This window comes from Niallia sp. XMNu-256 (assembly GCF_036670015.1).
Classification (GTDB): Bacteria; Bacillota; Bacilli; order Bacillales; family Cytobacillaceae; genus Bacillus_BD.
The window spans coordinates 3,555,589-3,568,542 of record NZ_CP137636.1 but is presented as its reverse complement, the minus strand read 5'-3'; the positions used below and the strand labels follow the sequence as shown (position 1 = coordinate 3,568,542).

Sequence of the window (12,954 nt, the reverse complement as noted above, 5' to 3'; positions counted from 1 at the left end):
TTTACAAATTATTCAAGTAATATTAATATCCTTTAATAAACAATATGTTATGATGATTAAGGAATTTTGTAAAATATTGTCGTTACTAAATGTTTGTTTAAAGGTGGTTTATAAATTGAATCGATTAAGAAAGTACGCTCTTCCCATTTCACTTCTACTACTACTCATTAGTGTGGTGGTTCCCATATCAAGTTTTGGTTATTTGGCCACTCTGCTAATTGGTATGATCCTTCTATTTAATCCAAAACAAGGCCTACTCTTTTTATTGATTTATTTTCCGATCAGACCTGCCTTAATAGAATGGAGTCCTAGTATTAAATATGTTGGCGATTTTATAATCGTTCTTCTATTTGTACAAGCCCTTTGGCAATGGGTCAAGACAAAACCAAAGCTTGGAAAAATTCCGATTTTCATTATAGGCTTTTTAGCCTTTTGTTTGGTTGGCACTGTCTCAGCACTCATTACTGGTGTTTCTATTATAGCCGTTATTTTCCAATTAAGGGCTTTTTTAATCACATTTTTACTTATTCTTATTATAAGTATACAGAAAATTAATAAAAGAGATCTATATGCTTTTTTATGGACCACTGTAATAATGGCGGTCATGATGAGTTTACAGGGAATTGTCGAAAAGGTATCTTTACGTACTTTATTGATTCCGGAAACATGGAGTAGCATGCAATTACCTGAGACCAATCGAATTCGTATTTATGGTTTAATTGGAAATCCGAATGTGTTTGCTACCTATTTAGCGATTGCTTTTATCTGTTCCATTTATCTAAAAAAGGTTTATACAAACTATCGATTGTTATTAACGATCTTTTCCTTTTTAATCTTTGGGGTGTTTTTATTAACTTACTCAAGGGGAACCTTTATTGCAATGATTGTAGGATTTATCGTTTACATCGCTCTATCGAAAGAATGGCGGGTCATAAAGCCAGTTGCCCTAAGTATCATCCTGTCATTGCCCATTATTTATTTTCCCGTTGTTGGGTTGACGGAATATATGGAACAACAACAACGAATGGCACAACAGCCGGAAACAGTAGTCGAGGATGTTGAAGTTGAACCCATTAAAGAACAAGGTGATTTCAAAAAGAGAATGACCGAAGCCTTTGACCAAAATACGATTCAGGCCAGTACGGAGTGGGGGAGAATTTATATTGTTAAAAAGGGTATAGAAGTCTTTAAGGATCACCCGATTATTGGAACTGGTTTTGGAACTTTTGGTGATTCGGCCTCCCTTAGTTATCCATCACCCATTCTAGAAGAATACCAAATTCCAAGTGGGATTTACTCAGATAATCAATATATTCAAGTGATTACACAAACGGGAATTTTGGGTGTCATCTCATTTGCTATATTTATCATTGGGATGATTGTACTTCTCTGGAAAAAAAGAAAGCAAGTGGGTGGATCGATTCTTTTTATCTCAATTTTGGTAGGTGCTAGTGCAGCCGGACTTCTCTACAATATCTGGGAGGATAAAACGTTTACCCTGTATTTCTATATTTTTCTTGGTTATACCTTGAATAAGAGCCTTATGGAAAAAGAGCGATTAAATTAATAAAAAAGACGAATGAGTATAGAGCTTCTACTATTTTCTTGAAGCTACATTTAGGAGGATTCACGACTATGAGTCTTGTATCGATCATTATCCCCACGTATAACACGGAAAAGTACATTCATGCTTGTATTCAGTCCGTACTAAATCAGACCTATCAAAACTTTGAAATCATTGTTGTGGATGATGGTTCAACAGATGGAAGTGTAGAGGCTGTTAAGCAATTCGATAATTCTAGAATTAGAGTTTATCAAAATGAAAAAAACAGTGGTCCTTCGTATTCTAGAAACCGCGCTATTGAGTTAGCAAAAGGGGAATTCATAGCGATTCTCGACAGTGATGATTGGTGGGACCCAAATCGATTAAAAAATATGATGAAAGTCATGAATGAAAAAGATTTAGATCTAATATTTGATAATCTTCTTTATATCCGAGAAGGAGAGAGATCTCCTTGGACTACCTATTATAAATTTAAAGGGATTACGGTAACAGACGATCAGCCAATTACACCAGAGTATTTCGTCGAAAACGATTTAGGAATATTAAAGGCGATTATTCGCAAAACGTTAATTACCGATAACCAAATATATTATAACGAGGCAATTAAATATGGTGAGGATTTTCTGTTTTATTTAGAGCTAATCACGAAAACGTCAAAATCATGGTTATTAAAGGAGGGCTACTATTATTATTTATCCCGTGAAGGGTCATTAGTTAAAAACATGTTTGAACTGTCAAAGGAATGTCTGCGGGCAACTGAGGAGCTCCTCCAACATCCAAAAAAGGAGTATACACCCGGACTAATGAAGGCTTTAGAAAAAAGGGCAGAGGATTTTTCTTTTGTCGTAAGGTACCATGAAACAGATCGTTATTTAAAGTCTAGACAATATAGTAAAGCGATACATAATTTTATTCAATACCGGGATGTCTTAAAGGAAATGACTTTAGTCCGGCTCAGATTATTAAAATATGCCCTACAGGGTAAAAAGATCCATTCATAACCATTTAGACAGTTATTAATGTACAAACTTATTGGCTCATCATACAATCTAAACTGGTAATTCTCTAATAGAAATTGAGGGTAATTTATGATTGGTAAATTAAATAAACTTCCTACGATCGTCAAGGCGGTTGGTATCGTCACCATTATTTCTGCGATTGGAAAAGTTTTAGGGTTTGTAAGGGAATCAATGATTGCAGCTTATTTTGGTGCATCTGAGAAGGCGGACGTCTTTTTTGTTGCCAACATGATCCCAACCTTGCTTTATACGGTTATCGGGATCACGATTTATTCCGGGATCATTCCCATTTATATGGAAGAAAAAGAAAAGAACCAAGTTGAAGCAGATAAAAAGATGAGTGTCTTAGGAACTTTATTTTTTATGTTTGCTTTGTTCCTAACAGTTGTTGCCTTTATTTTTGCCCAACCACTTGTAAAGCTAGTAGCTCCAGGATTCAGCGAAGAACAACTCAAACTTACATCTTTATTAACAAGAATCATGCTGCCAAGCATTTGCTTTTTTGCCTTAACCACTATTGCAACCGGGGTTCTGAATTCGCATAAAAGATTTATTTCTCCAGCGTTAACCGGGACAGCGCAAAACATTGTGATTATTTTATCAACTGTTATTTTAGCTGAACAATATGGGGTTGTTGGATTATCAATAGGTGTGTTATTAGGGGCTGCTTTTCAATTTATTATACAAGTTCCTAGCTTATCTAAATACAATATTCGCTTTAATTTTGCTTTTAAACAAGAAAAGGGAAAAATCAAGGAAACGCTTATCTTATTTTATCCGATTATTATTTCTTCACTAGCTGTCCAAATGAATGGGGTTACAGATCGTATTATTTCTTCTGGACTTGAGGAAGGAAGTGTATCTGCTTTAAATTATGCAAATAAGTTGATGCAACTCCCTTTAAGCGTTCTATTGGCTCCATTAATAACGGTTTTATACCCGTCGATCGTGGAATCGGCTATTCAAAATATGAGGCGTTTTATTGAAGTGGTGATAAAAGGAGCAAGGAGTATCATTTATATATCCATTCCGTTTGTCATTGTCATGATCATTTGTGGTCAAGAACTCATCCGATTGGCGTTTGAACGAGGAGCTTTTGATCGCTCTGCCACCATTCAAACAACCCATGTTTTTGTCCTTTATTCCTTAGGTTTAATCTTTTTAGCTTTACGTGATTATTTAATGAATTGTCTATATGCCTTAAAGGCAATGAAGGTGTCGATGTATTCCAGTCTTTTTATGACACTTATCTACATTGTATTAAGTTTTGTATTTTCCCGATTTATGGAAGTGTCTGGTATTGCGTTGGCCATGACTGTTGCTAGCTTACTGCAAGCCATCTTGCTTTTCTATTTTTTATGGAAACAATCAAAACCTGAAAAAGGAATTTTAAAGGGATTTATGTTCGATATGGGTAAGTACATGGTATCGTTTATTGTCTTATATGTCGTTGCTCGTCCCGTTTACTCTCTAGTAAATCAGTACCCAACGTTCGTAATCCTCGTGATTATATCTGCCATTGTATTTAGTTTATATATCTTTCTATCAATTTTACTAAAAGTCAAAGAAACATCGGGTTTGTTACAATCACTAAAAAAGGGGTCTTAATATGAATATTCTTATAACAACTATTTTTGAATATCCACATGAAGGAGGACTTTCCACTCATGTCACTACCTTGATGAAAGGATTGCAGGAAAGAGGTCATCAAGTAGATGTACTTTCTTTTACTGATATGAATCCCGTTACTAGAAAACTATTTACACAGGCTCCGGGTTATTTAATAAATAAGGTTAAAAAGGGGAAGGGACAGCTATTAAATGATCGGCAAAAAATGAAAATGTTGAAATCGTATATCGAAAAGGTAAAGGGAAAATATGATCTCATTAATTCGCAAGATATCTATGCAGCTCTAGCCTCCATTGAATCAGGAATTCCTACAGTGGCAACGGTCCATGGCTATTTTTCATACGAAGCCATTAGTAGAGGAGCAGTGATTCAAGGGAGCCCTGAAGAACTAGAAATAATAGAGACAGAAAAAAAGGCCTATCAGCAGGCGACAAGTGTCATTGCTGTGGATCAGCGAATTAAAGAATATATTAAAAGGCAAGCGGATGTAGAAGCATATTCCATAAAGAACTTTATTAATGTTCATGAATTTAAAGTTGACAGGTCGAAGGCTGAGCAAATCAAAACAGAATTTGAGATCCCTAAAGATGTACAAGTGTTATTTGTACCGAGAAGATTAACAGAAAAAAATGGAGTTATCTATCCTACATTGGCCCTTCCGAAAGTGTTGGAAAAGCATCCAAATACTTTACTGGTTTACGCTGGAACTGGGGAGCAATATACAAACATTGAGCAAACAGCCTATAAGTTGGGGATACAAGATAAAGTACGGTTGTTAGGATCTGTTCCTCATGAGAAAATGAAGGAACTATACAGTATTGCGGATATTGTTTTGGTTCCGAGTATCCATTCCCATGGAGTAGAAGAGGCTACATCTATTTCCGCGTTAGAAGCAATGGGATCTGGGGCTCCTGTTATTGCAGGTGCTGTTGGCGGTTTAAAAGAAATATTTGAGCATGAAAAAGATGGGCTTTTAGTAGAGGAGAAGAATACGGAAGACTTATCTCAATCTATCATCAGAATTTTAGATGATGGATCATTAGGAGAAACTCTATCAAAAAATGCTCGTAAAAAAGTAGAGGAACATTATTCTCATATCGCAGCAGCGGAAAAATATGAGACGATTTATAAAGAAGCTTTAAGTTTAAAACAACACAACTTATAATTTTACATGGTGTCACAGATTATTAACCGAACAATCACTCTTTTTTAATAGTCTGTTAATAATATTATTATAAAGTACGAATAGAGGCTGGAAATTTAAATGGTTGAATTATGCAAAACATTGAAGAAGATGGTTGAAATATGAGGAACAGGGTAAACGTACTGGGAATACAATTTATTAATACAAGTTTTATGGGGATGGTCAAAAATATAAGAGAGCAGATTTTAAAGGAATGTAAAACCTTTATCGTAACCGCTAATCCGGAAATTGTCATGTACGCTAATGAGGATAAAGAATATATGAAAATCATTCAAGAGGCCGATTATGTTGTTCCCGATGGAAGTGGAATTTTACTTGCCTCCAAAAGATTAAAACAACCTCTTCAGGAAAGAATCACGGGATATGATTTAATGATGGAATTACTGAAAGAGGCAAATGATGAAAATTGGAGTATATATTTTTTAGGAGGAAAAGAAGAAGTTAATATTAAGGCTGTGAATAGAATCCAGGAGCAGTTCCCAAAGGTCAATATAATTGGACGTCACCATGGCTATTTTTCATTGGATGATGAAAAAGTTCCGAATGAAATTCGCAGTCTAAAACCAGATCTAGTCTTTGTTGCATTAGGATTCCCAAGACAGGAGCAATGGATCTATCGCCATTATAATACTTTTGAGAAGGGTGTTTTTATTGGTGTTGGCGGCAGTGTCGATGTACTCGCTGGAACGGTTAAAAGGGCACCTCAATTTTGGCAAAAAATACAACTTGAATGGCTTTATCGATTGCTTCAACAGCCTTCAAGATGGAGAAGAATGCTAGCACTTCCAAAGTTTTTATTGAAAGTATTAAAGACCAAACAATAGGGATTTCCCACCAGTAGATGTAAGTTTGAATAAAATGGTCTAATTAATGAGGAGAAGGATGAAAACCATGAAGATTCTTCATTTAAATGCGGGGAATGAGACAGGTGGAGGAATGGTTCACATCCTCGCACTTCTTGCTAATAATGAAAATGTGGTTCTTGGCTTATTTGAAGAGGAACTCATGTACCATGAAGCCGTATCAAGAGGGATACCGGTGCAATTATTTAATCAAAAAAGTAAGTTTGACTTTTCCGTTATTAACAAAGTTTGTTCATTTATAGACAAAGAGGGGATAGATATTATCCATACTCATGGAGCAAGAGCAAATGTATATGGATATGTTATTAAGAGAAAACGACCCAACTGTAAGTGGGTGACGACTTTGCACAGCAATCCCTATCATGATTTCCTTAAACAAGGGATTTCAGGGAAAATTTTTACAAAGCTACATGTATGGGCTTTAAAAAAACCTGATCATTATTTTGCCATTTCTTCTCGCTTTAAAGAATTACTGTGTAAAGAAGGAGTGCAGCAAGATAAGATTACTACCATCTTTAATGGCATTGATTTTTCAAATAAGGAAGTTGAGCTGTTATCGAGAAATGAACTCAAGCTAGATTCGGACGATTTTGTCATTATCATGGTTGCAAGATTAACCCCAGTAAAAGGTCATATGATTGCAATTAAGGCTTTACACAAAATAATTGCCAAACACCCACATGTTAAACTATTACTAGTTGGAGATGGCTTCTTAGAAGATCAATTAAAGCAATTGACAAAGTCGCTAAAACTGGAGAATCATGTTTTATTTCTTGGTTTCCGTGATGATGTACCGAGTATTTTAAAATTGGCTGACTTGGAAATATTAACATCTTACAGTGAGAGTTTCCCTCTAGTATTATTAGAAGCTGCTCGTGAAAAAAAGACAGTCATTACAACAGATGTTGGTGGTGTTCAAGATTTAATCCCTTCTAAAGATTATGGGTGGATTGTTCCAGTAGAAGATATTAATGCGTTGGTCCTTTCTTTAGATGAAGCCATTCGATTAAAAGAAAATGGAGGATTAGAAAGGAAAGGCGAAATGTTGTATGAACGGGCATCAAGACTGTTTACTTTAGATACTTTTCAGAGAAGTATTTTTGATACTTACAAGCAAATTATAAAAAACCATCTTACTAGTTAATGTTATTAGTTAAATTGCCACCTATGGTATAATAATATGAATGTTTAAAGATGTATAGTGAAGGAAATGTATCCCTAACTTTTTGTAATAAGGGGTATTATAGTCATGAGGAGGGTCTTTATGTTTTATGTGACCTTAATACTTTGTTTCTTGTTGTCGGTAATCATTACTCCTTTTATGATTAAATTAGCCTTTAAAATAGGAGCTACAGACCGACCAAATCAAAGAAAAGTTCATCAAAAAATAATGCCTAGATTAGGCGGATTAGCCATATATATAAGTTTTTTAATTGGTGTATTTATTTTTGACCCATCCAAAGCGTATCATCCCTATATTTTAATGGGGAGTGTAGTCATTATTATTACTGGGATCGTGGATGACATCCTTGAATTATCTGCGAAAGTAAAATTTGCTGCTCAAATGCTTGCTGCCTTGATTGTTGTAATTGGAGGAGGAATTCAAGTTGAGTTCATCAATCTACCATTTGGTGGACAGATAGACTTTGGATTTTTGTCCACTCCACTTACAATCCTCTGGATCGTTGGAGTGACGAATGCGATTAATTTAATCGATGGGTTAGATGGTTTAGCAGCAGGAGTTTCCTCTATTGCTCTAATTACGATTGCAGGGATGGCTGTAATCATGGGAAATACCTATGTAATAGCGATTGCCTCATTGGTTCTAGTTAGTACACTTGGATTTCTTATTTATAACTTTTATCCTGCAAAAATCTTTATGGGCGATACAGGTGCATTGTTTTTAGGTTATATCATAGCCGTTCTATCTTTATTAGGCTTTAAAAACGTAACAATGATTTCCTTTATAATTCCAGTCCTAATATTAGGAGTTCCATTATCAGATACCTTCTTTGCTATTATTAGAAGAATGGTCCATAAACAACCTTTATCGGCCCCTGACAAATCTCATCTGCATCATTGTTTATTAAAGTTTGGTTTTACACATCGACAAACTGTACTATTGATTTATGCAGTTGCAGCTTTCTTTGGTCTTACAGCAATCATCTTCTCACAAGCAAAGTTATGGGGATCGCTTATTCTAATTGCAGTTGTCCTTCTTTTAATAGAAATCTGTGTTGAGGTACTAGGACTCGTTGGTAAAGATTATCAACCTATTTTAAAAAGAGTAAAAGGCCGTAAATTTCCTGCTGTAAGGAATCGATAAAATAAAAGGTATCCATTTTTATATAAATGGATACCTTTTTTGTTAAGAAGATAAAGTAAGTGGCGCATGAATGAATTCATGCGCCAATCTGTTCAATTATACATATTTGTAGCGAGTGCTGTAAGTTCAAGGTGCTCTCTCAGTTCTTGAGCTGTTTCGAGAACACTTAATTCATCTAATTGATAATAGTAGATGCCATTTATTCGATTGTCCTGTCCTTCTAGTTGGATGGATTCAATATTTAACCCAGAAGTTGCATATTCGAAAAGTCCAAGAATTTCTCCGAACTCCAAATTCGTTGACATATTGTTGCCCATGGACTCCATTACTCCGCCATACTTTGTAATCGATCCAACCGAAACAGCCTTATCAATAATTGCACGTAAGACTAATTGCTGTCTTTTTCCTCTTTCAATATCATTGTCAATTTTTCTTGTCCGAGCCAGTGCTAATGCTTCTTCCCCGTTTAACTTTTGCAACCCTTTTTCTAAGTGAATGGCATTTGCTGTATCCTTACTATCTTGTTCACTAAAGGTAATTGGGACATCTACCTTAATTCCTCCAAGAGTATCGACAACATCGATAAAAGCGTTAAAATTTAACTTAACAAAGTAATCAACGGGTAAATCAAAAAGTTCCTCTACTGTCTCAATGGTTCCTTCCGTTCCGCCATATACATGTGCATGTGTGATTTTATCTCTTTTCATTTTATCCGGAATATATACGTACGAATCACGTGGAATGCTTACCAACTTTACACTCTTTGAATTTACATTAAAAGTAGCAAGAATTAAAGCATCTGTTCTAGTTGTATGACCAAAATCACGAACATTACTGTCGTCTACACCCATAATCAAAATGGATATACTGTCTTTTTTCGGATCGACAGCGGCAATTCTTTTTTCCGATATTTCCCCACGGGCTAATTCCTCTTTAGATCCAGCGGCAACATCGTAAGCCTTTGTCAGCAAATACCCACCATAAGCAACTGCTCCGAGCATTAAAAGTAATAATGGAAGGAGGGTAAATAAGACAATTCTGCGTCGCCTTTTCTTCCTTTTTCTAAGTGTATTTTTACTTCGAGTATTCAATTGATTGTCTCCTCTTTTTTCGCGTCTTTTGCGAGGGATAATAAATTCCCTATTCTATATATTATAATCCGACAAAATTTATGTATCAATGATTATTTAACTAGTGAATTCTGTCAATTTTATGTCAAAAGATGGTATTAAACGTCCGCCTCCAAATAAACCATCTCTCCCTCTAATATCTCACCCTGCCCATTCGTCAACTCCACCATCCACTCGATAAACTCCTGAGTGTGGGCTTCTTCCACATACGTATCAATCACCACATTGTCTAAGTAGTGGATTTCCTTGATCTCATAAACAGAGGATCGGAGTTCATTTTCGACTTTACCAAGCCAGGTGTAATCGATTTTTGTCGACATGATTTTCATCAGTTTACGTTCAACGATGCCTGTGGCGTTAATCCCTTCGGATGTAGCTTTCCCGTAAGCACGGATGAGACCGCCAGCTCCTAGCTTAATGCCCCCGAAGTAACGTGTCACCACCACAACGGTGTCTTTTAAGTGTTTCTTTTTTAATACTTCTAAAATGGGTACGCCAGCGGTTCCACTTGGTTCGCCGTCGTCATTGGCTTTCTGGATGTGATCATTTTCGCCGATTAAATAGGCTGAGCAGTTGTGGGTGGCATTCCAGTGGGCTTTTTTGATGGTTTGGATGAATTCTTGGGCTGCTTCTTCTGTTTCAACTCTAGCAACATGGGCAATGAAACGAGACTTTTCAATCACAATCTCATGCTCACCCATTCCTTTTACGGTATAATATTTTGATAACAAGTCATAGACTCCTTTCTTATTGACTAACATTTTAACAAGTTTTATTAGTGAGTTAAACTAAGTGTTGTCACCGCTTTGTCATAAAGTTGGTATCTTTTTCCAAATTGGATGTTCATTCTCGTCCGATTTTTCAACAAAATTCTTTAAAAAATCCTTTTCTCTATTATATCTCGACATGCTTCAACCGTCTATTTTCAATGATATTGTAATAAAACTTTAACCTGACTGTCTTTTTTAAAATGATATAATATGGAGAGTGTAAGAAAATATAACCGGTACCTTGAGCATGCGAGATATAGTCAAACGGACTAGTAAGTAAAAGCTGGAAAGTGCGGAATTACTTTTCCCTAGTAGGTAGGAAGATTCAAACATTGCAATATTTTGAAAAGCATAAGCATGTTCTTTATGTTATTAACAAGGTAAAATAGGGATATAGATGGAATGTTTTTGTATCAGGGGGAATTGAAAATTGAAGATAAAAAATTTTGATACAAAAGCACTGGATAAGATTATTGAAAAAATGATGGATGCCGTCGGAAACAGCAAAAAGGAAGTTTTCGAAATCGGTGAAAGTTGCCGGAATGATGTTCTTCTTTTATCACACGAACTAAAAGAAATTAAAAAAGAAGTTAGCGATACGATTCATGAAGGAGATATTCTAGAACAACAGGCAAAGCTTTCACGCAGAAGACTTTCTGAGGTCAGTCAGCAATTTAACAATTTTTCCGAAGAAGAAGTGCGGCAAGTATATGAAGTGGCTCATCAAATTCAAACCGATCTAAATTTGAATCGTCAACGTGAAAAGCAACTCAGAATGCGACGTGATGAGTTGGAACGTAGATTATTGGGTTTATCAGAAACGATTGAACGAGCGGATCGGCTTGTTTCTCAAATAACCGTTATTCTTCATTACTTATCAAGTGACTTGAAACAAATCGGAGAAGTACTGGCCGATGCAAAACAGAAACAGGATTTTGGTTTAAAAATAATAGAAGCACAAGAAGAGGAAAGAAAACGAATTTCACGAGAGATTCACGATGGTCCCGCGCAAATGATGGCGAATGTCATGCTGCGATCAGACTTAATCGAAAAGGTCTTTCAGCAACAAGGGCCAGACGAAGCGATGAAAGAGATTCGCAATATGAAACACATGGTCCGGGGTGCTCTCTATGAGGTTCGACATATTATTTATGATTTGCGTCCTATGGCCCTAGATGATTTAGGACTCATTCCAACTTTGAAAAAATACTTAAAAACAACCGAGGAGTACTTTAAACGAACTCAGATTCACTTTGTTTTTATAGGGGAAGAAAGAAGACTTCCGGCAAAATATGAAGTTGCTCTTTTTCGCTTAATTCAAGAAGCCGTCCAAAATGTGATGAAGCATGCGGAGGCGAGCGAAGTTTCTGTTAAGCTGGAAATCCAACGAGATTTTATCACTGTTGTCGTTCGCGATAATGGAAAAGGCTTTGACATGGAGGAGAGAAAACCTCATTCCTTCGGTTTAATTGGGATGGGAGAACGTGTCGATATTTTGGACGGGAACCTCTCAATTGATTCGCAGATTGGAAAAGGAACAGTGGTAGTAGTCCAAGTTCCACTTATAGATGAATAATCATTTTACGTTTTATAGTTTTTAGGGAGGCGGAGCTTTTTATGTCGACAAAGATTGTTATTATAGATGACCATCAATTATTTAGAGAAGGGGTTAAACGAATTTTAGAATTCGAACCTTCATTTGAGGTAGTGGCAGAAGGAAATGATGGAACAGAAGCTGTTAAGTTAGTAACTGATCATCAGCCAGACGTCGTTTTAATGGACATTAATATGCCAGATACGAATGGAATTGAGGCAACGAAACAATTAATTGATTCCCTTCCAGATACACGAGTAATTATTTTATCTATCCATGATGATGAGAATTATGTCTCCCATGCATTACGCACGGGTGCAGCTGGATATTTATTAAAAGAAATGGATGCAGAAGCTTTAATTGAAGCGGTTAAAGTTGTAGCTAATGGGGGATGTTACTTGCATCCAAAGGTCACTGGTAATCTTGTACAAGAATATCGTCGTTTAGCATCTGAGCAAAGCGGTGTTAACAACTCATTCTTACAAACCGAAGTACGACGTCCACTTCATCTGTTAACACGTCGTGAGTGTGAAGTACTCCAACTTTTGGCTGATGGTAAGAGTAACCGCGGCATCGGGGAAGCTTTGTTTATTAGTGAAAAAACTGTCAAAAACCATGTCAGCAATATTTTACAAAAAATGAATGTAAACGATCGAACTCAAGCCGTTGTTGAGGCCATCAAAAAAGGCTGGGTTGAAGTTAGATAAAGTCAGTGGGAAAGTTCTTTCATCCTCACTGATAAACACGCACTCCTCCATGGGAGGTGCGTGTTTTTTTGTAAGCGGAAACTTCTTTGTTAATCATGCCATTCCGGCTTCCATGAGGATTTCTCTTTTTGGTGCAAAATTGTATTCC

11 protein-coding genes are annotated in these 12,954 nt (G+C 36.1%); 9 read left to right on the top strand and 2 right to left on the bottom strand.

Going from position 1 to position 12,954, the window contains the following annotated elements; all coding sequences use genetic code 11:
- The first annotated feature begins 115 nt into the window (after positions 1-115).
- From R4Z10_RS18135 to R4Z10_RS18105, 7 genes are all read left to right on the top strand, one after another.
- Positions 116-1,567: an O-antigen ligase family protein gene (locus R4Z10_RS18135; protein WP_338470682.1), complete on the top strand. Its 1,452-nt coding sequence runs from the start codon at positions 116-118 to the stop codon at positions 1,565-1,567.
- 68 nt (positions 1,568-1,635) lie between these two features.
- Entirely contained in the window at positions 1,636-2,565 is a 930-nt protein-coding gene (locus R4Z10_RS18130; protein ID WP_338470681.1) for a glycosyltransferase family 2 protein, read from the top strand.
- An 87-nt stretch (positions 2,566-2,652) separates the two neighbouring features.
- Entirely contained in the window at positions 2,653-4,191 is a 1,539-nt protein-coding gene (murJ, locus tag R4Z10_RS18125) for a murein biosynthesis integral membrane protein MurJ (protein WP_338470680.1), read from the top strand.
- Between the two features lies 1 nt (position 4,192).
- Positions 4,193-5,377: a glycosyltransferase family 4 protein gene (locus tag R4Z10_RS18120; protein ID WP_338470679.1), complete on the top strand. Its 1,185-nt coding sequence runs from the start codon at positions 4,193-4,195 to the stop codon at positions 5,375-5,377.
- A gap of 140 nt (positions 5,378-5,517) precedes the next feature.
- Positions 5,518-6,240, top strand: a complete 723-nt coding sequence (locus R4Z10_RS18115) for a WecB/TagA/CpsF family glycosyltransferase (RefSeq protein ID WP_338470678.1) — start codon at positions 5,518-5,520, stop codon at positions 6,238-6,240.
- Between the two features lie 58 nt (positions 6,241-6,298).
- Positions 6,299-7,423, top strand: a complete 1,125-nt coding sequence (locus tag R4Z10_RS18110) for a glycosyltransferase (protein ID WP_338470677.1) — start codon at positions 6,299-6,301, stop codon at positions 7,421-7,423.
- Positions 7,424-7,543: 120 nt separating this feature from the next.
- Positions 7,544-8,605: an MraY family glycosyltransferase gene (locus tag R4Z10_RS18105; protein WP_338470676.1), complete on the top strand. Its 1,062-nt coding sequence runs from the start codon at positions 7,544-7,546 to the stop codon at positions 8,603-8,605.
- Between the two features lie 92 nt (positions 8,606-8,697).
- Here R4Z10_RS18105 and R4Z10_RS18100 read toward each other — a convergent pair whose 3' ends face one another.
- Both R4Z10_RS18100 and R4Z10_RS18095 read right to left on the bottom strand, forming a co-directional pair.
- Positions 8,698-9,696, bottom strand: coding sequence for an LCP family protein (locus R4Z10_RS18100; RefSeq protein ID WP_338470675.1), 999 nt, complete (start codon positions 9,694-9,696; stop codon positions 8,698-8,700).
- Between the two features lie 137 nt (positions 9,697-9,833).
- A complete protein-coding gene (locus tag R4Z10_RS18095; RefSeq protein WP_338470674.1) occupies positions 9,834-10,466 on the bottom strand; it encodes a YigZ family protein in 633 nt (210 codons plus the stop codon).
- Positions 10,467-10,935: 469 nt separating this feature from the next.
- Here R4Z10_RS18095 and R4Z10_RS18090 point away from each other — a divergent pair, with 469 nt between their 5' ends.
- Both R4Z10_RS18090 and R4Z10_RS18085 read left to right on the top strand, forming a co-directional pair.
- Positions 10,936-12,081 (top strand): histidine kinase, encoded by a 1,146-nt coding sequence (locus tag R4Z10_RS18090; RefSeq protein WP_338470673.1) that lies wholly within the window; start codon positions 10,936-10,938, stop codon positions 12,079-12,081.
- Positions 12,082-12,122: 41 nt separating this feature from the next.
- Positions 12,123-12,806 carry a response regulator transcription factor gene (locus R4Z10_RS18085; RefSeq protein ID WP_338470672.1) on the top strand — a complete coding sequence of 228 codons (684 nt, stop codon included), beginning with the start codon at positions 12,123-12,125 and terminating at the stop codon, positions 12,804-12,806.
- Positions 12,807-12,954 lie beyond the last annotated feature (148 nt).